We start from the raw sequence: 22,384 nt of genomic DNA, 5'->3' as shown, positions 1-22,384 counted from the left end.
CGTTGGGGCGGGTCATCCGGCCGAGATCAGCACCAGCCCGCCGTTGCGGTGCAGCTTGAGCAGGTTGTGCACCGCGCAGTGGAATCGCCATTGAGCACGAGCGGCGGCCTTGCCGCGTAGCCTCAGCTCACGCGCGTTCTGGACGGTGCTCATCTGTCCGAACACCGGCTCAACGATCGCTTTGCGCCGCTTGTAGACAGCTGCGCCGTTCTTGGTCTTCAGCTTCCGTGCCATCAACTGCTTCGGTGTCGCGTCCTTCGGGATCCGCCCACGCGGCGCCGGCACGGGCGGTTCTGTGTGCTTGAACCGGCCGGTCGCGAGATACGGGTCAAGGCTGTGCTGAGCAGTAACCCGAACGTTCTCCTCGGAGAAGTAGCCGGCGTCAGCGACCAGCGCCGCCTTGTCCGGCAATGACGCGTCGATCGCCGCCAAGTTCTCATCAAGCTGATCCAACGCCGGCTCCAGTTGCCGGGCATCCGGGGCCTGGTCAGAGACATCTGCGACCACGATCACCTGGGTGTGAGAGTCAACGACAGCCTGGGCGTTGTAGCACTGATGAAACGCCCCATCTGACGTTTTCATGATCTTGGACTCAGGGTCGGTGAAGTTCCGTTGCGCCTTGGGTTTGGGCTTGAAGGGATCACGCCCCGACGGTGAAGTCCGCGGCTCGCGACCCTCCTCACGCATCTCCGCCCGCCGGGCTTCCTCAGCCGCTTTGGCCTCAGCCTCCAATGCCTCTTTCGCTTCACGGATCACAGCGAGACGACTTTCGCGCCGCTGAAGCTCATCGGGCAACTCATCACCACGACGATCCACGCCGAACTCAACATCCTCAGCGGCATCGGTCGCGGCAGCGTCCGCGAGAACATCCTTGACCTGGGCACGCAACGCGGCGATCTCCACATCAAGCTCGGTCTCTTTCTTGACCATCCGCCCGTAGCTCATCGCCTTATGCCTGGACGCGTTCGCACGGAGCTTGGTGCCATCCAACGCCAGGGTGCCCAACCCGACCATGCTCGCCTTCTGACACAACCTCAGAGCCTGGACGAACAACTCTCCCAACGCCTCAAGATGACGTTCACGGAACCGGCCGATCGACCTGAAGTCCGGATGCTGATCTGCGCACAACATCCGGACCGCCACGTCACGGTAGGTCGCACGCTCCAGCTTGCGAGACGACGTCACCGCGTTCGCGTACCCATAGATCAACAGCTTGAGCATCAGGCGCGGGTCATAGGGCGGAAAGCCACGCTGCTCCGTGTAATCCGCATAGATCGCGGACAAGTCCAAAACACCGGAATCGACCAGGTCCGACACGAAGTGCGCCAGATCCCCCTCAGGCACCCAGTCCCGAAGCACCGGCGCCATCAACAACACCTGCTCAGGGTCATAGGCCCGGAACGTCTTCTCCACCGCCAGCCGCTCCGCGGCCACCGACACCTCGGGCAGGGCCTCTACCTCAACCAGCCGGTCCTGAACAATCGCGCTCATGACCACATGGTCTTAAACCCGCCGGACGGACCCGGCCGGGTTACCGACCCACGCTCCTAGTGCTCCCGGGCTCGGCTACGACGTGCGGGCTCCCCCCGAGTGCGGCCCCGACCCGGCATGCCGGCGGCCTCAGTGCGGACCCGGTCCGACATGGTGGCGGCCCGAGGTGCCGAGCTCAGGCCGGGATCGGGGCGATCGGTCCGAGGGCGGGGTCGCCGGTGATGGCCCTGGCAAGCAGCCGGTGGGGCGGCGCCTCCAGGGCCGGATCCGCATCGGCGATCGCCCGGGCGAGAAGGGTCGCGCGCTCGAGCAGTTCGGCATCCTCGGGCAGTCGCGCAAAGCGGAAGCTGACGGCTCCGGACTGACGCAGGCCGGCGATCTCCCCCTCGCCACGGAGGGCGAGATCGATCTCAGCGAGGGCAAAGCCGTCGGACTCCCGCTCGAGCGCCTGTAACCGCAGCGACTCCCGCCGTCCGAACAGCACGCACCATGACGCGTGAGTGCCACGGCCGATTCGGCCCCGCAGCTGGTGCAGCTGGGAGATGCCATAGCGGTCGGCGTCCTCGACGAGCATCACGGTCGCGTTCGGCACGTCGATACCGACCTCAATCACCGTCGTGGCGACGAGGACGTCGGCGTCCCCGGCGCCAAAGCGTTCCATCGCCGCCGCCTTCACACTCGGCTTCATCTGACCGTGCAGGAGGACGACCTCATACCCCTGGAGCTCGCCGTGGCGGAGCCGCTCGAACTCGGCGGTGGCCGCTCGGGCCTCGAGGGCCTCGGACTCCTCGACGAGGGGGCAGACGACGAAGGCTTGGCGGCCCCGATCGAGTTCGGCCCGCATCCGGGCGTAGGCGTGGGACCGTTCGGCGTCACTGGCACAGATCCGGGTCTGGACCGGCTGGCGGCCGCGGGGAAGCTCGGCGAGCACGGTGAAGTCGAGGTCGCCGTAGCGGGAGAGCGCGAGGGTCCGTGGGATCGGCGTCGCGGTCATATGGAGGACGTGCGGAGCTTCCGCCCCAGCGCCGAGGTCGGCGCCCTTGCGGTCCAGGGCCGCCCGCTGGGCAACCCCGAACCGGTGCTGCTCGTCGACGACGACCACCCCCAGACGCCGGAACCGGACAGCCTCCTCAATCAGCGCGTGGGTGCCGACGATGAGGGCGAGCTCGCCCGATTCGAGCCGGTTGAGGATCTCGCTGCGCCGGGCGCCCGGAGTCGATCCGGTCAGCAGGGCGGCTTGGAGGAGTTCGGCTCCGAGCAGGCGTTCCAGCGTGCTGAAGTGCTGCTCGGCGAGCGTCTCGGTCGGGGCCATCAGGGCGGCCTGGCAGCCGTGTTCGACGGCGCGCAACATCGCATACAGGGCGACGACGGTCTTGCCGGTCCCGACATCACCCATCAGCAGGCGCTGCATCGGCTCAGGCCGGGCGATGTCAGCGTCGATCGCCGCGAGCGCCGCACGCTGCTCGCCGGTGAGGGTGAAGGGCAGCCCCGTCGCGAGCCAGCGTTCGGTGAGGGTCCGCTCGGTTGCCAGGACGGGAGCACGGAGAGCGTGCTTGCGGGCTCGCCGCGCCAGGCTGAGGGTGAGCTGGCCGGCGAGCAGCTCGTCGAAGGCGAGTCGGCGCCGGCCGGTGTCGACGTCCTCGGGTCCGATCGGAAAGTGAACGGCCATCAGCGCGTCCGGTCGGCTGAGCAGGCGTTCGCGGCAGCGCACGCGCGGCTCGAGCGGGTCGATGACGTCGGCGACGTGGACGGCGTAACGCTGAATGAGCGCGAGAATCTGCGTCGAGGAGAGCCCGTCCGTCGAGGGATAGTGCGCGACGGACGCGGGTCCCCCGCCGGCCCCGGCGACGGCGTCGGTGACGGCGTGAGCCTGGACGGTGAAGCCGCGGGCCGCGTCGAAGCGCCCGTGCAGCAGCAGCGTCGTTCCCGGCGGATAGCGTTGGACAAGCCACGGCTGGTTGAAGAAGGTGACCCGGAGCGTGCCTGACGGATCGCTGACGCGGGCGACGACGAGGGGCCGCATGCCCGGACGACGAACCGGGCGGGTGCCGATCGAACCGACGACGACGACGATCGATGCCGTCTCACCGTCCTCGAGCTCGGCGATCTGGCGGGCCTCACGCCGGTCACGGGGCAGATGCTCCAGCAGTGACTGCACCGTCTCGAGCCCGAGGGTGCGCGCTCCGGCGCGCGCCTTGGCGCCGTCGAACTCGACCACGGCCGCCAGCGCGGACGGGCGCGGCCAGCGGACCGGCGCGGCAAGTAGGTCGGCGGCGGTGCACGCTCTGTCCCCGGTGAAGCGGCGCAGAGAGGTCATATCGAGAGGATGGCGGACGATGGGGACGGCCTCCCGACCTCAGCCGCCACCGAGCCGAGCGCGCCGGCGATGTTGCGATCCGTCGCCACCTCCGAGCCGGCCGCACCGGTGACGTGGACCTCAGCCGCCTCCGAGCTGCACCGCCTTGACGATCAGCAGGACGATGGAGACGACGAGGTAGGACCGCAGCGTCAGCATCGCCGCCCGCTTGCCCGTCGACCAGGTTGGGCGCGAGAGCAGAACCGAGGACGGCATCGTCCACTCCTCCTTGGGGATCAGCCCCTCCCCCTCCCCGATCACCGCAACGTCGCGCCCGAGCCGGTGGGCGCGCAAGACGACGGCGCCGAAGCCAAGCCCGCCGAACGCGAACACGCCGCCGCCGATCAGCGCGACCGTGGTCACGTCGATGGCCGGGAACAGGGTCGTCGCCATCAGGATCAGGGAGAGGAGGATGAGCACGCCGACGATGATTGCGGCGATGACGTTCAGCCAGGCCGGATTGGACCACGGTCCGAGCACCTCGCGGTCGTTGCAGAGCAGCAGCAGGAAGACGCTCGCGGACGGCAGCAGCACCCCGGCGAGGGCCTGCACGGCGAGGGTGATGACCCCGAGCGGCGCGCCGGGGATGAGCACGATCGCCGCCGCGAGCACGATCAGGAGACCGAAGCCCGCGTAGAAGGACTTCGCGTCCTTCACCGAGCGGTGCAGCGACGCCTTGGTCCCGAACACGTCCCCGAAGGCGTAGCTCGTCGACAGGGTGAGGGCGCCCGCACCGATCAGGGACGCGTTGAGCAGGACGATCGCGAACAGATCACCCGCGACGGTGCCCAGGGTGTGGCTGAGCGCGGTGGCGGTCGCCCCCGCGTTGGCGAAGCCGCCGAAGTAGCGCGTGTGCGCGAAGGCGAAGGCGGCGACGGCGATGATCGCCGCCCCGCCGATGACGACGACGACGGCCCCGACGTAGGTGTCGACCCGCTCGTAATTGATCCAGCGCGGAGTGATCCGCTTGTCGATGATGTTCGACTGCTGGAAGAACAGCTGCCAGGGCGCGACGGTCGTCCCGACCATCCCGATGATCAGCAGCACGGAGGTCGAGTTCGCCCCGCCGCGGATGCCGGGAACGATGAAGTGCTCGGCGATCTGGCCGAGGTGCGGATGGGCGAGGATCACCAGCGGCACGACGAGGAAGTTGAGGAACACGAACACGAACATCGACCGTTCCCATGCCCGGAAGCTGCCGGTGGCGGTGATCGCCATCAGGGCGACGGCGGCGATCGGCACGGCGAGGTACTTCGAGACCCCGAAGTAGCCGAGCGCGAGGCTGACGCCGATGAACTCGGTGACGATCGTGAGGAAGTTGAGGATGAACAGGTCACCGACTGAGAACCATCCCCAGAACCGCCCGAACCGCTCGTTGATCAGCTTGGCGTGCCCGACCCCGGTGACCGCGCCGAGCCGGACGACCATCTCCTGGTTGACGATCAGCACGGGGACGAGCAGAAGCAGGACCCAGAGCAGGCTCGTGCCGTAGTTCTGGCCCGCCTGGGCGTAGGTTGCCACGCCGCCGGCGTCGTTGTCCCCGACCATCACGATCAGGCCCGGGCCGACGATCGCCAGCAGCGCGAGCAGCCGCTGGCGCACGGTCCGACGGGCGTCCCGGTCCGCCTGGGAGATCGTGCCGAAGGCACCTTTGATGTCGCCGACGTGGGCGTCGTCGAGGACGAACCGCTCCCGCGCGGGGGCGGTGGGCGGCCGGGAGGGGCGCTGGGGCGTTGTGGGGCTCATCAACTGACCTCCTTCGCGTAAGGTCGGTGTTCGCCGCGACCTCCGCGCTGAGCCCGACGCCCCGGTCAGCGTGACCGCAGGCACACCGTCGAGCCGCCGAAGGCCGCCTGCGGACTTCGGGGTTCGGGTGTCTCCTGGGTGCAGCTGAATGCGGGCATGGCCGCTACAGCATAGCCCGGGGTTCGGCCTAGCGTCGGCGCCAATCCTCGGGCACGACGACGGCGAGCACGTCATCGACGCCGATGACCCCGAGCGGCGTGCCGTCCCCATCGATCACCGGGAGGCCGACGAGGTTGTAGTCGGCCATCGTCAGCGCGACCTCGGGAAGGTCGGCCTCCGGGGTGACGCTCGGACTTGACGCGGCCCGGAGTCCGTCGAGGGTCGCCCCGGCCGAGGCCGCGAGCAGATCCTCGAGGCCGACGGTACCGGCAAAACGGCCGGCGCCGTCGACCAGGACGACGGTGCTGATCGGCTGGGTGTCCGGGTTGACGCCACGGAGGCGGGCGAGGGTCTCCTCGACCGTTGCATCCGGGGCCATCGTCACGAAGTCCGGGTTCATCAGCCCGCCCGCCGTCGACGGGTTGTGGCTGAGCAGGCTGCGGATCTTCACCTGCTTGGCGGTCGGCAGCTCGTTGAGGATCGGCAGGCGCCGCTCCTGACGGAGTTCGAGCAGGAGATCAGCGGCGTCATCGGTTTCCATCCGGGCCATCACCTCGGCGACCTCCTCATCGGAGCGGCCGCGCAGGAACTCGACCTGATGCTCGTCGTCGAGTTCCTCAAACACGTCCGCCTCGAGCTCGGGGTCGTCCCCGACGGCGGCGAGGATCTCGGCGCCCTCATCGTGAGAGGCCGCCTCAACGAGGTCGGCGATCTGGGCCGGGTGAAGCCGTCCGAGCCGCCGGGAGGTGAGCTTCAACCGCGAGCTGGGCACGTGTCCGACGAAGGGCTCGAGATCGGTCCAGGGGATGAGCTGGCCGTGCTCGCTGTCATGTCCGCGGAATCTGCGCGGAGCGAGGCGCCAGAGCCGGGGGCGGAGACTCGGGTCGATCCCGACGACCCGCCAGGTGCCACCTTCGTTGACGAGCTCGACCTCCCGCGCGTTGACGAGCCGGGCCGAGTTCACATCGATGACCGAATGGTCGAGCAGGTCAGCCCGCAGGAGCACCTCCCCCTCGCGGCGTTCAAACTGGGCGAGGTTGAGCTTGGTCGTGTTGGTGACGGCGACGTCCGGTCCGAGCTTGGCCACCCGGGCGATCGGCACGAACATCTCGCGACCGGCGATGCGCGCCTTGAGACCGACGAGGACGGGCAGCGCGTCACCGGCTCCGAGCCGGACGACGGCATCATCGACCTTGCCGAGGCGGTCGCCACTGGGCCCGCAGAGGGGGGCTCCGGCGATCGAGGTGATGTGCGCGATGGCGTCGGGCATAGGCCGAATCCGGCCTGCTCAGCCTAGCGCAGCGACGGCCCGACGGGTCGAGGCGAACGTCATTCGGCCGCCACCAGCCACCAGTAGCTGTCCTGACCCCCGTAGGAGAGTTCGAGCTCGAAGCGGTCGGAGTCGACGAGGCGGCGGACACCGGACTCGTCGAGGGGCGCTCCCTCACCGTGCAGGCAGGTGACGAGCTCGGCTCCGTCGCCGAGTGTGGAAATCACCCGCTCCAGGGTCTCATCGACCGACCCCCAGGCGACGAGTTCCTCCTCCACGAAGCCGATCGCGTCGCCCGTACGGAAACGACCCTGGGGGTCATCGCGAGCGGCCTGAGCCACCGCACCGGTCCGGACCGACGCGAGAAGCTCAGCCATCGCCTCCGCGTTGTCGGCGGCCTGCCGAGCCGGGTCGAGTCCGACGGCGACCGCGAGGCCGGCCTGCTGTGAGCGGGTGGGCAGCACGACGACCTGTTTATCGGACAGCTCTGCGGCCCGCTCGGCGGCCATCCACACGTTGGAGCTGTTGGGGAGCACGACAACCTCCTCAGCCGGCACCGCATGGATGGCGGCGAGCAGGTCATAGGTGGAGGGGTTGAGGGTCTTGCCTCCGTCGAGGGTGACCGTGCCGAGCTGCTCGAACAGCGCGGTGATGCCCGCCCCGGTGACGACCGCAAGGGCACCGCAGACCGGGTCGCCGTCGGATGCCTGCTGGGCGCTGAGTCGGGCATCACGGTCCCGGACCTGCTCGGACATGTCGGCGATGTCGATGTGCGAGACCGTCCCGTGATCGTGGAAGAGGCCGGTCGCCGCGTCAGGGTCATCGGTGTGGACGTGGACCTTGAGCGTCGTGGCGTCGCCGACGACGAGGACGGAGTCGCCGATGCGCTCGAGTTCGGCGGCGAACTGGCGCTGGTCGAGGTGCGCACCGGTGACCGCGAAGTTCGTGCAGTAGCGGAACGTCGCGGACGCGTGCTGGGGATGGGTGACACGCGCCGGGCCGTGGTGGTCGAGGTCAAGGGCCTGTTCCCCGCGCAGCGCACCGGCGATCCCGGAGAGGAGGACGGTCAGACCGTAGCCGCCGGCGTCGACGACGCCGGCATCCCGGAGCACCGGGAGGATGTCCGGTCCCCGCCTGACCGACTCCTGCCCGGTCTCCAACGCCGCTTCAAGCACGTCGGCGGCGACGCGATCCTGATCGCCGTTGGTCGCGCCGGGGGCGAGCCGGGCGTCCTCCATGTGCGCGATCTCGGAGGCGATCCGGTGCGCCATCTCCCGTGCGACGGTGAGAATCGTCCCCTCGGCGGGTTCGCGGACCGAACCGTAGGCCTGGTCGGCGGCGCGAGCGAGCGCGGCCCCGATCAGCATCGGGTCGATCATCTCCCCGGGCCGGGAGGCGAGCTCCTCAGCGGCGCCGCGGATGAGCTGGGAGAGGATCACCCCAGAGTTTCCGCGGGCGCCGAGCAGGGCGGCGCGAGCGACCGAGGCGACGATCTCCTCGCGTCCGATCTCATCGATCGAGCGTCCGTCACTTGCCGATGCGAGCCGGTCGAGCTCGCTCAGCACGGCGCGGAGCGTGAGCACCATGTTGTCCCCGGTGTCTCCGTCGGCGACCGGGAACACGTTCAGGTCGTTGACCTCTTGGCGGCGCTCCTCGAGAGCGGCGAGCCCGGCCGCCACAAGCGCACGAAAGCGAATGATGGCGGGATCAGTCACGAAACTCGCCGACGTCGGGCGGGAGCGGGTGGGTGGCGTCGTGGAAAGCGGCGCCCGGAGCCGCTAGACGGCCTTGGTGACCTTGTTGGCCTTGAGGCAGCGCGTGCAGACATACACCCGCCGGGGCGTGCCCTTGTCGTCGATCCGCACCTTCTGCAGATTCGGGTTGAAGCGCCGGTTGGTGGCGACCATCGAGTGGCTGCGGCTGTGACCGAAGCTCGGGCCCTTGTGGCAGACGTGACAGACCTTGGACATATCGGGGCGGGAGTATAGCCGCGCCCCAACCATCAGCTCGAGCCGGCGGCTAGGCTCCCGTAGATGGAACCGCTCGAGCATCAGGTCAGGACACCGGACGAACGCACGCTGCAGGTCCAGGAGGCCGGGGACCCCGACGGCGTCCCGGTGCTGTTTCACCACGGCACCCCGATGTCGCGGCTGATCTACCGCGGCTGGGATGAGACCGCCCGTGCCCAGCACGTGCGCTTCCTCGCCTATGACCGTCCCGGCTACGGGCGCTCTAACCGCCTCCCGGGCCGTGACATCGCCGCCTGCGCAGAGGATGTCCGCGCGATCGCCGCCGCCCTGGACATCAACGCCCTCGGCGTGATCGGGCTGTCGGGAGGCGGACCGCACGCGATCGCCTGTGCCGCCCTACTCGAGGATCTCGTTCCGCGCGTCGTCAGCCTCGCCGCGGTGGCGCCCTTCGACGCCCCGGGACTCGACTGGTTTGCCGACACGGGCGCCTCGAACGTCGAGGAAACCGAGCTGTTCCTGTCCGATCGTGCCGCGGCGCGAGTTGCCTTCGAGGCGGACATGGCCGCGCTCATGACGATGACGCCCGAGGAGAGCCGGCTCCGCTACGCGTCGATCTACAGCGAACTCGACCTACGCTGCATGGAGGGCGATTTCGGGACCTTTCTCGACGCGAGCACGAAGCTCGGACTGGCTGAGCAGATCGAGGGTCCCTGGGACGACGAGTACGCCTTCGTCGCCGTTCCGTGGGGTTTTGACCTGGGCGCGATCCGCACGCCACTGCGTCTGCGCCAGGGTCGACAGGACCTGATGGTGCCCTACGGTCACGGGGCGTGGCTGGCCGCGCACATCCCGAGCGCCGAGCCGCTGCTGTCGGAGGCCGAGAGCCACCTCTCCCTGCTCGACCACCTCGCCGAGGATCTCGCCTGGCTCACCGCCGGGTGGTGAACGCCCGGGCTCCCGGAGGCATGGAGCGACCCGCGCCGCTTCAGCCGGTGAACCCGGCGCGGCGCGGCCGTTCGCTCAGCGAGCGCTTGACCGCGAGGGCGGCCAGCGCGGCCTCGACGGCATGTGCGCCGCTGTCGCGCTTGGCGCCGCCCTGGACGCGGGCGAGGGCCTGCTCGCGCGTGTCGACGGTGAGCAGGCCGAACCCGACGGGCACGCCGCTGAGCAGCTGCACCTGGCTGATCCCGCGCGCCGCCTCAGCACACACGTACTCGTAGTGGTCGGTCTCTCCGCGGATCACCGCGCCGAGCGCGACGATTGCGGCGAACCGGCCCGAGTCGGCGGCAAAGCGGACGATGAGGGGCAGCTCAAAGGCCCCGGGAACCGCGAAGCGGGTGATCGCCTCCTCCTCCACGCCCGCTTCGGCGAGCGCCGCGCGGGCACCGGCCTCGAGCTTGTCGGTGAGATCCGTGTAGAAGGTCGCGACGCACAGGGCGACGCGGTCGTCGGGCTCGGCGGTCATCGCGATCCTTCCGGTCCTGAGCCCGCCCCCGGCGGATCCTCGCGTCGGTCCCGGTCCCGCTCCTCACGCTGCTCCTGGGCGAGCATCTGCTCGTCGAGGTCGAGTCCCTGGTGGTGGAGCACGTGGCCCATCTTGTCACGCTTCGCGTCGAGGTAGGCGACGTTGTGCGGGTTGGGGGCGTGCTGGATCGGGACCTGGTCGGTGACCGACAGCCCGTATCCGGCCAGGCCGGAGATCTTCTTCGGGTTGTTGGTGAGGATGCGAATGCTGCTGAGGCCGAGGTCCTTGAGGATCTGGGCGCCGATGCCGTAGTCGCGCAGGTCTGCGGGGAGGCCGAGGGCGAGGTTCGCCTCCACCGTGTCGTAGCCCTCCTCCTGCAGCTTGTAGGCGCGCAGCTTGTTGAGCAGGCCGATCCCGCGCCCCTCCTGGCTGAGGTAGAGGAGAACCCCGCGTCCCTCGGCTTCGATCATCGCCAGCGCCGACTCGAGCTGCTCCCCGCAGTCACAGCGCAGCGAGTGGAAGACGTCACCGGTGAGACATTCGGAGTGAACGCGGACGAGCACGTCGCGCCCATTCCCGATGTCCCCCTTGACGAGCGCGACGTGGTGCTTGTGGTCGAGCAGCGAGCGGTACCCGACCGCGGTGAACTCGCCGAAGACGGTCGGAAGGTTGATGTCGACGACCCGTTCTATCAGCTTCTCGGTCCGGCGACGGTAGGCGATCAGGTCGGCGATCGTGATCATCTTCAGACCGTGCTTGAAGCAGTAGGCGGCGAGATCGCCACCGCGGGCCATGCTCCCGTCCTCGTTCTGGATCTCGCAGATCACCCCGGCCGGATTGAGCCCGGCGAGGCGGGCGAGGTCGACGGACGCCTCGGTGTGACCGGTCCGTTCGAGCACACCGCCGGCTCGGGCCTTGAGCGGGTGGACGTGACCGGGCTGGACGATGTCGTCAGCCCCCTTGGTCGGGTCGATCGCCACCTGCATCGTCCGCGCCTGGTCGTGTACGGAGATGCCGGTCGTCACCCCCTCACGCGCTTCGATCGTGACGGTGAACGGGGTCTCGTGCATCGACTCGTTCTTGGCGGTCATCAGCGCCAGGCCGAGCTCATCACACCGTTCCGGGGTGAGGGTCAGGCAGATCCAGCCGCCGGCCTGGCGGGTCATGAAGTTGATCGCGTCCGGGGTGACGAACTGGGCGGCCATCACGAGGTCACCCTCGTTCTCCCGGTCCTCGTCATCGACGACGACGACCATTCGCCCCTCAGCGATGTCCTCGAGCGCGTCCTCGATCGTGGCGAAGGTACTGCTCACGGCGGTCACGCGGCCGGGGTGGGAAAGTGCGCGAGGCTGGCCGTCGCCAGCCGCTCGACGTATTTGGCCACGATGTCGACCTCCAGGTTGACGATCCGCCCGGCAGCCGCCGAGCCGAGGTTGGTGCGGGCGAGCGTCTCGGGGATGAGCGAGACGGTAAAGGTCGCCGAGTCGAGGGCGGCGACGGTGAGCGAGACGCCGTCGACGGTGATCGACCCCTTGACGACGACGTAGCGCAGCAGCTCGGGGGACGCCGCGACCAGAACCCGACGGGAGAAGCCGTCCTCGAGCACGTCGAGCACCTCACCGGTCCCGTCGACGTGCCCCTGGACGATATGGCCGCCGAGGCGGTCGGTCGGTCGCATCGCCAACTCGAGGTTGACCGTGCTCCCCGGCGCGATCTCGGCGAGCGAGCTGCGGGAGAGCGTCTCATTCATCACCTCGGTGTCAAAGCCCGTCGCCGAGACGTTGACGGCAGTGAGGCAGACCCCGTTGGCGGCGACCGAATCGCCGGGCCGGATCTCCCCGGCCAGCTGCGTGGCGACCGACAGCACGACCCCGTCGCGCGACCGGGCGACCGCGGTGATCTCACCGCGATCCTCAATCAATCCAGTGAACATGGGCTCTCCGTCGGTTGGCTTCGGGGTTGGCGCATCACCACTCCGTCAGCCGAGCGCTCATCAGCAGGTCCGATCCGACGTGCTCGCAGTCGAAGCTGAGCGGGCGGACGGCGTCGGCGATCCGGTCAACGCCACTGGAGTCGACCGCGTCCCGGGAGCGGCCACCGAGCAGCAGCGGGGCGATGAAGAAGCGGACCTCGTCAATCTCACCGGCGTCGAGAAATGCGCCCGCGAGGCGAGGGCCGCCCTCCAGCAGAAGCGAGGTGACCCCCGTTGCGCCGAGCTGGTCGAGGGCGCACCGCACCCGGGCCGGCTCGTGCTCGCCGGTCGCGACGATCACGTCCACGCCCTTGACCTCGAGCGCGTCCGTCGCCGCGCGGGGCGCGGCCCGCGAGACGACCACCGTCAGGTCGCCCGCGTCGGTCTCGGTGATCAGGCGCGAGTGCAGCGGCAACCGGCCGAGAGAGTCGAAGACGATCCGGCGGGGCTGGCGATCGGCCGGCGGGTCAAGCCGCGCGGTGAGACGGGGGTCGTCGGTCAGGGCGGTGCCGATGCCGATGGCGACGGCGTCCAACTGCGCTCGCCAGCGGTGGACGAGCGCGCGACTCGCCTCCGAGGAGATCCACTGCGAATCTCCGCTCGAGGTCGCGACCTTGCCGTCCATCGACATGGCCGCCTTGAGCCGCACCCACGGACGCCCGGTCCGGGCGTGTTTGCGGAAGGGCTGGTTCAGCAGCCGTGCCTGCGTGACGATCGCGCCCTCGGCGATCACCACCTCGATCCCCTCATCGCGGAGGATCCCGAGGCCGCGACCGGCGGCGTGGGCGGACGGATCGTCGGAGGCGATCACCACCCGTCCGATACCGGCGGCTCGGATCGCGTCAGTGCAGGGAGGCGTGCGTCCGTGGTGAGCGCACGGTTCGAGGGAGACATACAGCGTCGCGCCGCGCAGGTCGACGGCGTCCCCGACCGCGGCGAGGGCCTCCACCTCGGCGTGGGGACCGCCGGCCCGGCGGTGGTACCCCTCCCCCAGCACTCGCCCGTGTGCGTCGGCGACGACGGCGCCGACCCGGGGGTTCGGGCTCACCTCCCACCCTCCACAGGCCGCCAGCTCAACCGCCCGGGCGAGGTGGCGCGCGTCAGTGTCGGTGTGGGCACCCATGCGTGAACGGACAGGATAGGTGTCGGGAGCCGCTCACTCCCGGCAGGCGCCGCCGCTGAGGTGGTAGATCGAGATCACCGGACCGGGAAGGCGGTACTGCGGCGGTTCGTAGTCGATCGCCCAATCGAAGTTGAACGGCACCGGGTTCGCGCCCGACCGGTAGGGACTGACGCGGTAGACGAGGCGGCCGACGTGGGCGAGACGTCGATAGTAGGCGACCGCGCCAGGCGCCTCGTCCGGCGCGACGAAGGCGCGGCCAGACTGGAGTGTGCCCGAGACGACCCAGCAGAAGGCGTTTGCCTCAAGCCGGGCGATCAAGCCCGGATAGAGCGTCGTCTCGTACTCATCGAGGGTGACGTAGCGTTCCCGGCCGGCCGGGAGGGGGCGGCCGTTGGCCCCGAGGTTCGAGATCTGGGTCGGGTACTGATACCACCGGGCGCCGTCGGGCTCGAACGCGTTCGCCACCCCGGGCGTCGAGCTCCAGTTCCCCGGGATGACCGGCTCGATGTAGACGTTCTCACCAGCCGGAATGTGGGCGATCATCCAGGCCCGGGCGAGGTTGGTCGTGTAGGGACGCGAGAGCACCCGGTCGCTATGCAGAACCGAGGTGAGGCTCTGTCCGAGCAGGGCGACGGTGACCGAGGCGGCGGCGAAGATCGGCGGCAGCGGACGCGGCAGGCGGCCCGACCAGCGGATCAGCTCGACCCCGGCGTAACCGGCAAGCAGCGCGACGGTGGGGAAGATCGGCATCAGCCAACGCCCGAAGAACCGGGCTTGAAGGCCCATGAAGACGATGAACGCGATCTGGCCGGGCACGAGGCAGGCAAGCAGCCACCAGCGCCGCCGGCGCAGAAGCAGGGCGACACCCGCAAGCGCGGCGAGCGCCGGACCGAGCCCGAACCCCCAGCTGAACGTCCACAGGTAGTAGAGGATCCCGGTCTGTTGGCCGCTGCCGAGCTTGGGCGACCCAGCCGCGGCGGCGGCCTGCGCAGCAACGCCGGCGGTGAAGCCGGAGAAGTCGAGGAACCAGTAGGGGTTGGCGAGACTGAACGCCGCCAGCGCGGTGAGCAGCGCCGCGGCGCTCCAGACGAGCGTCCGAACACCCTCCCGCGGACCGGGCCGCCTCGTCGCTGAGGCGGTGGCGGCGACGACGAGCACGACGACGACCCAACCACCGGTGTACTTGGTCGCCGCCGCCAGTCCCACCCCGACCCCGGCGACCAGGTAGTCCACGCCGCGCCCGGCCTGCCAGACCCCGGCTGCGCCGTAGAGCCCGAGGCAGACGCCGAACAGGGTCGGAACGTCGTTGAGCGCGAGGTGGGAGTAGAAGACCGGCAGGAACGCGCACCCGAAGATCGCCGCCGCCAGCAGCGCGGCGGCCCGATGGACGAGCAGGCGCACGCCGGCGCCGTAGAGCAGCCAGACCGCGAGGGTGCCGAGGATCGCGGCGACGACCCGGGCGATAAGGAAGAGGGCACTCGGATCGAGGGTGTAGGCCCGCGTCACCGCGTCAGCAGAGCCGAACCACAGCTCGAAGACGATCGCCAGCAGGTAGGAGTAGGCCGGCGGGTTGAGGAAATAGTGGGGGTTCCAGTCGCCGCCGAGGAATTGCACGGCCTTGGGGAGGAAGTGCTCGGCCTCATCGGCGTTGTAGGAGAACGGGAGCCCCTGGCGGATCCCCCACAGCCGCAGCCCGAGGGTGAGGACGAGCAGGACGGCGAGACCGACGTGGACGGGGTCGAGCCGGCGAGTCCGTCGCGCGAAGCGGCCCCGGCCCGGCGGCCGGCGGCCGGGTCCGGGAGGGGCCACGGTGAGGCGGCCGCGCCGGACGGGCTCGTGGGCGGTGCTCACCAACTCCATGTCGCCGTCGAGTATCCCGCTACCGTTTGGGAACCGCGCTGCCCGCAGCCCACCGCCCGGCCGCGAACGGCCGTTCCCTGTCATGAAGCTCATCATTCAGATCCCCTGCTTCAACGAGGAGGCCCAGCTGCCCGCGACGCTGGCGGACCTGCCACGGCGGGTACCGGGGTTCGACGTCGTCGAGTGGCTGATCGTCGACGACGGGTCGACCGATCGCACCGTGGAGGTGGCGGTCGCCCACGGGGTCGATCACATCGTCAGCTTCACCAACAACAAGGGGTTGGCCGCGGGCTTCCAGGCCGGGCTCGACGCCTGCCTGAAGCTTGGCGCCGACGTGATCGTCAACACGGACGCAGACAACCAGTACGACGGCAGGTGCATACCGGACCTCGTCGCACCGATCCTCGAGGGCCGTGCCGACATGGTCGTCGGGGACCGCCGGGTGATGACCATCGAGCACTTCTCGCCGTTCAAGAAGCGGCTGCAGCGGCTTGGCTCCTGGGTCGTCCGGCAGGCGTCGAGCACGACGGTGCCCGACACGACGTCGGGGTTCCGCGCCTACAACCGGGAGGCGGCGCTGGCGATTCAGCCGGTGTCAAAGTTCACCTACACGCTCGAGACGCTCATCCAGGCGGGCAAGCTCAATGCCGCGGTCGATCATGTGCCGATCCAGACGAACCCGAAGACCCGAGAGTCGCGCCTGTTTCCGTCGACCTCCGCCTACGTCCGCCGCAATGGACTGTCGATCTTCCGGATCTACTCCCAGCACCAGCCGCTGAAGGTGTTCTGGACCGGGGCAGCGTTCTTCGGGGTGATCGGGTTGGGGCTGTTCGTCTACTTCATCGTCGACTTCATCGCCCACGGTGGCCGCGCCGGCCATATCCAGCTGCTGATCGCCGGTGCCGTCCTGTTCAACGCCGCAATGCTGCTCGGAGCACTCGGCGTCATCGGCGATCTCCTCGACGCCCAGCGCACCCTGTCGCAGCGCACCTTCGAACGGGTCCGCCGGATCGAGCTACAGCTCGGGATCGCACCATCGCACTACCAGCCCGCCCAGCCGCGGCTGGCCCGCGGGGACCAGACCGACCCGGCGACCGAGGAGCACCTTCCCGTCTGAGCGGGGTTGTCATCGCGATGCCGTCCGATACGTCCAACCCCCCGGTTCCGACCGGCAACACCTTCGACAAGTACGGGTCGACGAACCCGCTCGTCCGGCGGCTGATGGCCGGCTTCGAGGGGACCCTCGACGAGCTCTTCACCCGGGCCGCCCCCCGGTCAGTCCTCGACATCGGCTGCGGTGAGGCGGTGCTGACGAGCCAGTGGGCCCAGCGACTCGGTGACGGTCGCGTCGTCGGCGTCGACCTCGAGGACCCCAAGCTTGCCGCGCACTGGGCACGCCAGCGGCAGGCGAACCTCGAGCTGTCCGCCCTCGACGTCACCGGCGGCCTGCCCTACCGGGACGGGGAGTTCGACCTCGTGTGCGCGACCGAAGTGCTCGAGCACGTGCCGGCACCCGAGCGTGTGGTCGCCGAGATGGCGCGTGTGAGCGGAGCGCATCTGCTCGTGTCGGTCCCGCACGAACCGCTGTGGCGGGCGCTCAATCTCGCCCGCGGCGCCTACGTGAGCGCGCTCGGAAATACGCCCGGGCACATCAACCACTGGTCCCGACGCGGCTTCGTCGCCCTGCTCGCCCGGCACGGTGAGGTGATCGCGGCGCGGTCGCCGTTCCCGTGGACGATGCTGCTTGTCCGCACCCGCTGAACGTCCGTCCGGCCCGGCCGACGGCGCCGCGACCGCCCGGCAGCTCGCGTCGGGCACGCGCATCCTCTCGGTCGGGATCGCCTCGACGGGGCTGTTCACCTTCGCCTACCTCGCCTTCGGGGCGAACCTGCTGAGCCCGGCCGACTACAGCCGTGTGTCGATCTGCTGGGCGATCATGTACGTGATCCTGTCGGTCATCTACCGGCCGGTCGAGCAGCTGCTGTCCCGCACGATCGCCGACCGACGGGCCCGCGGGGAACCGTCCGCACGGGTGCTGCGGGTGCCCGCACTGCTGCAGGCGAGCTTCGCGGCGATCTTCGTCGCCCTCGCCTTCGGGCTGCACGGACCGCTCGTCCACGGCCTGTTCAAGGGGTCGCGGGAGCTGTTCTGGATCCTCGTCATCGGGGTGCTCGCCTACGCCGCGTCCTACTTCGCCCGGGGGTGGCTGGCCGGGAACCAGCGCTTCGCCCTCTACGGCGGCCTCGTGTTCCTCGAATCGACGAGCCGGTTCAGCTTCGCCGTCGTCGCGGTGCTCGCCGTCGGCGCCCACCTCGGCGCGGTCGGCCTCGGGATGGCGGTGGCCCCGTTCGCCTCTCTGCTCGTCATCCCGCTCGCGTTCGGGCGCGTGCGAGGGCGGCACCGCGAGACGTCCGGGGGCCAGGGGCCGCACCGGGCGGCGGCCGCGGCGGAGATCGAGCGGGTCGACGCCGCGCTGCAGTCCGGCCCCGGCGGCGAGTCCACCGAGGCGGCCTCCACCGACCTGTCCCTGCGCCACGGCAGCGGGTTCGCTGCGGCCGTCGTCGCGATCATGGCCTCTGAGCAGACGTTGATGAACGCGGGCGTCCTGATCGTCGCCCTCGGGCGCGGGGGCGGTGACATCACCAACGGGCTGGCCGGATTCGTCTTCAACGTCCTGTTGATCGTCCGGGCGCCGCTGCAGCTCTTCCAGGCGGTGCAGACCTCGATCCTGCCCCACCTCACCTCGATGGAGGTGGTCGGATCCGCCTCCGAGTTCGCCCGGGCGGTGAAGACGACGGTGCGGGCGATCGCGGTGTTCGCCGGGCTCGTCAGCCTCGGGCTGCTCAGCATCGGACCGTTCGTGATGTCGCACCTGCTCGAGAGCCACGCCCGCCACGCCGCCCACGTGCCGTGGAACCGATACGGGCTCGCCCTCGTCGGCATCGGAATGGGGATGCACCTGTGTGCGGGCACCTTCAACCAGGCGCTCCTCGCCCGCGGCCGGGCGGGGCGGGCGGCGTGGAGCTGGCTGAGCGCCGCCGTCGTGTTCGTCCTGTTCGTCGCACTCCCAACCGTCGGGAGCGGCCCTGACGCGAAGGTCTGGCGCGTGGAGGTCGGCTACCTGCTGGCGACAACGCTGCTCGCCGGCCTGCTCGCACTCGCCTACCGCGGCTCGGGTGCCCCCGCCGGCCCCGAGGACGTCCACGGCGGGCCCCACCCCGGGGCCGAGGACGCCGACGGGGGGCCCAGGCACGGCGGTGGCGTGACCGTTCAGAGCGCGTGACAGGCAGGCACCTTCGCTGCGGCCGCGTCAAGCACCCGATTGCCCTTGGTGGAGAGCCCGACCCCAAGTCGGCCGAGCGAGTCACGGACCGCCGTGGCGAGCGTGACCGCGGCGCTCCGGAAAGCGGTCTGGCTCGTCGTCGGCAGGGCGGCGGCGAGCTTCTCCGAGCGGCCGAGGGTCACCTCGAGCCGGCGGAAGGTCGACAGGATCGTCGCAGCGAAGCTGTTCCCGCCACTGACGGCGGGAACGCCGGCGCCGCCGAGCCGGACGACCGCCCGGCGGCTGTCGCGTGACAGCGCGCCGAGGTAGCTGACGAGTTCTGACCGTCCGGCCGCCGGGGTGAGGCCCGAGGTGCTGGTGAGGCTGCCGCTGCGGGCGGCAACGTCGCGTTCGAAGGGGCCAACCGCCTCACACAGGGCGGTGACATAAGCGGTCGGGGTCACCCGGTTCGTCGACGGCGTACTCGCGCCGCCACACCCCGACAGCAGCAGACCGAGGGCAAGGGCGGCGACCAGGGGGCCCCGGAGCGCTAGCACGGCCGCACCTCTCAGGACTCCCATGCGCTCCGCTCGAGCTCGCGGAAGGCCGCCCCCGGGTCAGTGGCGCCGAACACGGCCGAACCTGCGACGAGCAGGTTGGCGCCCGCGGCGCTCACCTTCGGCGCCGTCGCCGCATGGACCCCGCCGTCGACCTCGAGCCCGATCTCGGGCCCGAGCCGCTCCCGCAACCGGGCGAGCTTCGCGTAGGAGTGGGGGATCAGCTCCTGGTTGCCCCACCCCGGGTTGACGCTCATGCACAGAAGGAGATCGAGCGTGCCGGCGCACTCCTCCCAGACCATCGCCGGGGTGGCCGGACAGAGCGCCAGGCCGGCCCGGGCGCCGCCCTCCCGGATCATCGCCAACGCGTAGTGCACGTGCGGAGTCGCCTCGTAGTGCACGGTGATCCCGTCCGCCCCGGCAGACAGGAAGTCCGGAATCTGGCGTTCGGGCCGCTCGATCATCAGATGAACGTCGATCACCCCGCCGGCGGCGTGCACCTGGTCGGCGAGGGCGGACACCGCTACCGGCCCGAAGCTGATCGGGACAACGAAGTGACCGTCCATCACGTCCACGTGGATGACCCGCGCCCCCACCGCCATGATCTCCGCGACCTGGGCCCCGAGCCGGGCGAAGTCCGCCGACAGGATCGACGGGGCGACGGCGCGGTCGGTGCTCCAGCTCACAGCGCCCGGAGCATCGACGCTCCGCAGTGGTTGCAGGCGACCACGGAGGTCGAGGACATGCGCACGATGGTGGAATGCTCGCCGCAGTTGGGACACATGGACATCAGCTCGTAGCGTTGCAGACAGTTGACACAGCGGTAGCGTCCCGCCGCGGTGGCGCGCAACCACGGCTGACCGCAGTGTGGGCACTCGGCGCCGAGCTTGATCGCGTCCTCCACGCCCGGGGACTCTAACGGCGCCCGCGGTCCGCTGATCGCCGCCTGCGCGGTGGCGTGGCGGCGCCCGCTCATGCCCGCTCGAGTTCGGCGACGAAGAAGCCGTCGGTGCCCTCGACGTGGGGAAGCGTGGTGCGGCGCGAGCGCTGCCACCAGCCCGGGTGGGCGGCCAGGAACGCGTCGACGATCGCCTCGGCCTCGGCCCGGTGCAGGGTGCAGACGCTGTAGACGAGTCGCCCGCCCGGCCGGGTCCGGGCCGCCCCCGCCTCCAGCAACGCCGTCTGCCGTTCACACAGCGAGTCGAGTCGTTCCAGGCGCGGCTGCCAGCGGATGTCCGGGCGCGCGGCGAGCGTCCCCAGGCCGCTGCAGGGCGGATCGACGAGGACACGGTCGAAGCTCCCGATCTCCCCGAGGTTGGCGCCGTCACCGACGTGGACGCGGACGTTGACCGCGCCGGTTCGCTCCGCGGTCCGCGCCAGCGCTGCCGCCCGGCCGGGATGGACCTCGACCGCGACGATCTCCCCGACCCCATCCATCCGGGCGGCGAGGTGAGTCGTCTTGGCACCCGGGGCGGCACAGAGATCGAGCACCCTGTCGCCGGGCTGAGGATCGAGGGTGGCGGCGACGAGCATCGAGGCGCGAGACTGGCCGATCACCTCACCGGCCGCCCACTGGGGGGTGCCGAACAGGTCGACGGGACCGTCGAGGATGCGGGCCTCGGGGAGGACCGGCGCCCCCTCGGTGAGCGGGCCCGCCCAGGGCGGCGCCGGTGCCCAGTCCAGCGGGCGCCCCGGGGGGCGCAGCGTGTTGATCCGCACCGAGGATTCCGCCGGACGGTTGGCCGCCGCCAGCAGCCCCCGGGCGTCCGCCGGGCCGAACTGATCGAAGAACAGGTCCGCCAGCCAGTCCGGGACCGAGTGCAGCACCGCCGCCCGGGCCGGCGTCGCGTCGTCGAGTTCGGCCAACCGCGTCCGCGCCTCGGCGGTGGCGGCGCGCAGCACCGCGTTGACGAGCCGCGCGGCTCCATGGCCGCCCGACTCGCCCTTCACGAGCGCGACGCTGTCGTGCACGGCGGCGTGGTCGGCGACGCCGTCGAGCAGCGCAAGCTGAAACATGCCGAGCTCGAGGGCGGCCCGGGCGCCCGGATCGAGGCGCGTGACAGGACGGCTGGAGAAGCTGTCGATGAGATGGTCGAGGGTACGGCGGCGCTGGACCGTCCCGTAGCTGAGGATCGTGGCGAACGCCCGGTCCCGCGGGCCGAGCCCAGCCGCCCCGAGCGCCCCCTGCAGGGCCCGGTCCGCATAGGCCCCGTCCTCGAAGACGCGGCGGATCACCGTGTAGGCGACCCGCCGAGCGGGGGTGACGCTCACCGTCCGCGCGCCCAGTCGGCAGCGTCCATCCGGCGACCACCGGGGGGCTGGACGCTGAGCAGCTCGAGGGTCCCGGACCGGCACGCGACGAACCGGGGGCCCTCCCCCGTGCTGACCGCCCGGGCGCTCCAGACGCCGAGCCGTCCACCGTGGTGGTCCTCGAGAAACGCCCCGATGTGGGGGGAGAGGGCACGCACCCGGCGGGCAAGGGTGAGAGCGTCCTCGTCGCCGGGATCGAGGCGCCGGTCGGCGGCGGTGATCTTCTCGGCGTAGGTGACCCCCGCATCGGGCTGGGGCACGAACGGCGGACGCTCGTCGAGGGCACGGATGAGCAGATCCGCGCCGATCGCCTCGAGCCGCTCACTGAGGCTGCCGTAGTCGTCCTCGGGCCCGATCGGCGTCTCGTCCCGCAGGCACACCGGGCCGCTGTCGAGTCCGGCGGTGAGCGCCATGATCGACACTCCGGTGCGTTCGTCCCCGGCCAGGATCGCCCGTTCGATCGGCGCCGCCCCTCGCCACCGGGGCAGGAGGCTCGGGTGGACGTTGAGGATCTCCATCCCCCCGAGCAACGGCTCGCGGATGATCGCCCCAAACGCACAGACAACGACGACCTCCGCACCGGCCGCGCGGATCACTTCGACCACCTCGGCGCGGTTGACCGAGTCGGGCTGGGCGATCGGGAGTCCGAGCTCGACGGCGGCGTCGATCACCGGCGGGGCCGCGAGCCGACGCCCGCGGCCCTGGGGCGCGTCAGGCCGGCTGAGCACGAGGACGGGCCGGTGGGGCGAGCCGGCGAGGATGCCCAGCACGCGCGCAGCGAACCGGGAGGTCCCGAGATAGACGGTGGCGGTCACGGGAGGCAGATCACGGCGGCACGGAGAC

At 70.4% G+C, this 22,384-nt stretch carries 20 protein-coding genes; 4 read left to right on the top strand and 16 right to left on the bottom strand.

The annotated features are described in order from the left end of the window. Positions 1-12: 12 nt before the first annotated feature. From M3M55_RS10355 to rpmB, 6 genes are all read right to left on the bottom strand, one after another. Positions 13-1,491 (bottom strand): IS1182 family transposase, encoded by a 1,479-nt coding sequence (locus tag M3M55_RS10355; RefSeq protein WP_249009428.1) that lies wholly within the window; start codon positions 1,489-1,491, stop codon positions 13-15. Between the two features lie 175 nt (positions 1,492-1,666). Next, positions 1,667-3,808, bottom strand: a complete 2,142-nt coding sequence (locus M3M55_RS10350) for an ATP-dependent DNA helicase RecG (RefSeq protein WP_249009427.1) — start codon at positions 3,806-3,808, stop codon at positions 1,667-1,669. Between the two features lie 120 nt (positions 3,809-3,928). Next, a complete protein-coding gene (locus M3M55_RS10345) occupies positions 3,929-5,593 on the bottom strand; it encodes an NRAMP family divalent metal transporter (RefSeq protein WP_249009426.1) in 1,665 nt (554 codons plus the stop codon). Positions 5,594-5,780: 187 nt separating this feature from the next. After that, positions 5,781-7,022: a magnesium transporter MgtE N-terminal domain-containing protein gene (locus tag M3M55_RS10340; protein WP_249009425.1), complete on the bottom strand. Its 1,242-nt coding sequence runs from the start codon at positions 7,020-7,022 to the stop codon at positions 5,781-5,783. 59 nt (positions 7,023-7,081) lie between these two features. Then, positions 7,082-8,737, bottom strand: a complete 1,656-nt coding sequence (locus M3M55_RS10335) for a DAK2 domain-containing protein (protein ID WP_249009424.1) — start codon at positions 8,735-8,737, stop codon at positions 7,082-7,084. A 63-nt stretch (positions 8,738-8,800) separates the two neighbouring features. Next, the gene (gene rpmB / locus M3M55_RS10330) at positions 8,801-8,992 is read right to left on the bottom strand and encodes a 50S ribosomal protein L28 (RefSeq protein WP_249009423.1); all 192 of its coding nucleotides are present in this window, start codon (positions 8,990-8,992) and stop codon (positions 8,801-8,803) included. Between the two features lie 63 nt (positions 8,993-9,055). Here rpmB and M3M55_RS10325 point away from each other — a divergent pair, with 63 nt between their 5' ends. Next, positions 9,056-9,937, top strand: coding sequence for an alpha/beta fold hydrolase (locus tag M3M55_RS10325; protein WP_249009422.1), 882 nt, complete (start codon positions 9,056-9,058; stop codon positions 9,935-9,937). 40 nt (positions 9,938-9,977) lie between these two features. Here M3M55_RS10325 and ribH read toward each other — a convergent pair whose 3' ends face one another. The 5 genes from ribH to M3M55_RS10300 form a co-directional block, all read right to left on the bottom strand. Continuing rightward, a complete protein-coding gene (gene ribH / locus M3M55_RS10320; RefSeq protein ID WP_249009421.1) occupies positions 9,978-10,457 on the bottom strand; it encodes a 6,7-dimethyl-8-ribityllumazine synthase in 480 nt (159 codons plus the stop codon). Continuing rightward, positions 10,454-11,713 (bottom strand): bifunctional 3,4-dihydroxy-2-butanone-4-phosphate synthase/GTP cyclohydrolase II, encoded by a 1,260-nt coding sequence (locus M3M55_RS10315; protein ID WP_249012411.1) that lies wholly within the window; start codon positions 11,711-11,713, stop codon positions 10,454-10,456. The genes ribH and M3M55_RS10315 overlap by 4 nt, the downstream gene beginning before the upstream one ends. Before the next feature lie 62 nt (positions 11,714-11,775). Beyond that, positions 11,776-12,390, bottom strand: a complete 615-nt coding sequence (locus M3M55_RS10310; RefSeq protein ID WP_249009420.1) for a riboflavin synthase — start codon at positions 12,388-12,390, stop codon at positions 11,776-11,778. A gap of 34 nt (positions 12,391-12,424) precedes the next feature. Continuing rightward, entirely contained in the window at positions 12,425-13,552 is a 1,128-nt protein-coding gene (gene ribD / locus M3M55_RS10305) for a bifunctional diaminohydroxyphosphoribosylaminopyrimidine deaminase/5-amino-6-(5-phosphoribosylamino)uracil reductase RibD (RefSeq protein WP_249009419.1), read from the bottom strand. Between the two features lie 33 nt (positions 13,553-13,585). Beyond that, positions 13,586-15,403: a glycosyltransferase family 39 protein gene (locus tag M3M55_RS10300; RefSeq protein ID WP_249009418.1), complete on the bottom strand. Its 1,818-nt coding sequence runs from the start codon at positions 15,401-15,403 to the stop codon at positions 13,586-13,588. A gap of 91 nt (positions 15,404-15,494) precedes the next feature. Here M3M55_RS10300 and M3M55_RS10295 point away from each other — a divergent pair, with 91 nt between their 5' ends. Genes M3M55_RS10295 through M3M55_RS10285 form a run of 3 tightly spaced genes read left to right on the top strand, consistent with a single transcriptional unit; the run spans position 15,495 to position 18,695 of the window. Next, the gene (locus M3M55_RS10295) at positions 15,495-16,529 is read left to right on the top strand and encodes a glycosyltransferase family 2 protein (protein WP_249009417.1); all 1,035 of its coding nucleotides are present in this window, start codon (positions 15,495-15,497) and stop codon (positions 16,527-16,529) included. Between the two features lie 17 nt (positions 16,530-16,546). Continuing rightward, positions 16,547-17,173: a methyltransferase domain-containing protein gene (locus M3M55_RS10290; RefSeq protein ID WP_249009416.1), complete on the top strand. Its 627-nt coding sequence runs from the start codon at positions 16,547-16,549 to the stop codon at positions 17,171-17,173. After that, complete coding sequence (locus M3M55_RS10285) at positions 17,157-18,695, top strand: lipopolysaccharide biosynthesis protein (RefSeq protein WP_249009415.1); 1,539 nt, start codon at positions 17,157-17,159, stop codon at positions 18,693-18,695. The genes M3M55_RS10290 and M3M55_RS10285 overlap by 17 nt, the downstream gene beginning before the upstream one ends. Here M3M55_RS10285 and M3M55_RS10280 read toward each other — a convergent pair. From M3M55_RS10280 to M3M55_RS10260, 5 genes are read right to left on the bottom strand one after another with little or no spacing between them, the layout of a single operon-like run. Continuing rightward, on the bottom strand, positions 18,683-19,231 hold the full coding sequence (locus M3M55_RS10280) for a hypothetical protein (RefSeq protein WP_249009414.1): 549 nt from the start codon (positions 19,229-19,231) through the stop codon (positions 18,683-18,685). The genes M3M55_RS10285 and M3M55_RS10280 overlap by 13 nt on opposite strands. A gap of 11 nt (positions 19,232-19,242) precedes the next feature. Further along, positions 19,243-19,917, bottom strand: coding sequence for a ribulose-phosphate 3-epimerase (gene rpe / locus M3M55_RS10275; protein WP_249009413.1), 675 nt, complete (start codon positions 19,915-19,917; stop codon positions 19,243-19,245). Beyond that, positions 19,914-20,207 (bottom strand): zinc-ribbon domain-containing protein, encoded by a 294-nt coding sequence (locus M3M55_RS10270; protein WP_249009412.1) that lies wholly within the window; start codon positions 20,205-20,207, stop codon positions 19,914-19,916. Before M3M55_RS10270 ends, rpe begins: the two co-directional genes overlap by 4 nt. Beyond that, positions 20,204-21,502: a transcription antitermination factor NusB gene (locus M3M55_RS10265; RefSeq protein WP_249009411.1), complete on the bottom strand. Its 1,299-nt coding sequence runs from the start codon at positions 21,500-21,502 to the stop codon at positions 20,204-20,206. Before M3M55_RS10265 ends, M3M55_RS10270 begins: the two co-directional genes overlap by 4 nt. After that, positions 21,499-22,356, bottom strand: coding sequence for a methionyl-tRNA formyltransferase (locus tag M3M55_RS10260; RefSeq protein WP_249009410.1), 858 nt, complete (start codon positions 22,354-22,356; stop codon positions 21,499-21,501). The genes M3M55_RS10265 and M3M55_RS10260 overlap by 4 nt, the downstream gene beginning before the upstream one ends. Positions 22,357-22,384: the final 28 nt, after the last annotated feature.

It is taken from the genome of Conexibacter sp. DBS9H8 (genome assembly GCF_023330685.1).
Classification (GTDB): Bacteria; Actinomycetota; Thermoleophilia; order Solirubrobacterales; family Solirubrobacteraceae; genus Palsa-465.
This window is presented reverse-complemented; position numbering and strand designations above follow the sequence as displayed.

Bases quoted from the DNA above. Each gene is read 5' to 3' on its own strand.
- M3M55_RS10355 (WP_249009428.1), bottom strand. From the start codon at position 1,491: ATGAGCGCGATTGTTCAGGACCGGCTGGTTGAGGTAGAGGCCCTGCCC.
- M3M55_RS10350 (WP_249009427.1), bottom strand. From the start codon at position 3,808: ATGACCTCTCTGCGCCGCTTCACCGGGGACAGAGCGTGCACCGCCGCC.
- M3M55_RS10345 (WP_249009426.1), bottom strand. From the start codon at position 5,593: ATGAGCCCCACAACGCCCCAGCGCCCCTCCCGGCCGCCCACCGCCCCC.
- M3M55_RS10340 (WP_249009425.1), bottom strand. From the start codon at position 7,022: ATGCCCGACGCCATCGCGCACATCACCTCGATCGCCGGAGCCCCCCTC.
- rpmB (WP_249009423.1), bottom strand. From the start codon at position 8,992: ATGTCCAAGGTCTGTCACGTCTGCCACAAGGGCCCGAGCTTCGGTCAC.
- M3M55_RS10325 (WP_249009422.1), top strand. From the start codon at position 9,056: ATGGAACCGCTCGAGCATCAGGTCAGGACACCGGACGAACGCACGCTG.
- ribH (WP_249009421.1), bottom strand. From the start codon at position 10,457: ATGACCGCCGAGCCCGACGACCGCGTCGCCCTGTGCGTCGCGACCTTC.
- M3M55_RS10315 (WP_249012411.1), bottom strand. From the start codon at position 11,713: ATGGTCGTCGTCGTCGATGACGAGGACCGGGAGAACGAGGGTGACCTC.
- M3M55_RS10310 (WP_249009420.1), bottom strand. From the start codon at position 12,390: ATGTTCACTGGATTGATTGAGGATCGCGGTGAGATCACCGCGGTCGCC.
- ribD (WP_249009419.1), bottom strand. From the start codon at position 13,552: ATGGGTGCCCACACCGACACTGACGCGCGCCACCTCGCCCGGGCGGTT.
- M3M55_RS10295 (WP_249009417.1), top strand. From the start codon at position 15,495: ATGAAGCTCATCATTCAGATCCCCTGCTTCAACGAGGAGGCCCAGCTG.
- M3M55_RS10290 (WP_249009416.1), top strand. From the start codon at position 16,547: ATGCCGTCCGATACGTCCAACCCCCCGGTTCCGACCGGCAACACCTTC.
- M3M55_RS10270 (WP_249009412.1), bottom strand. From the start codon at position 20,207: ATGAGCGGGCGCCGCCACGCCACCGCGCAGGCGGCGATCAGCGGACCG.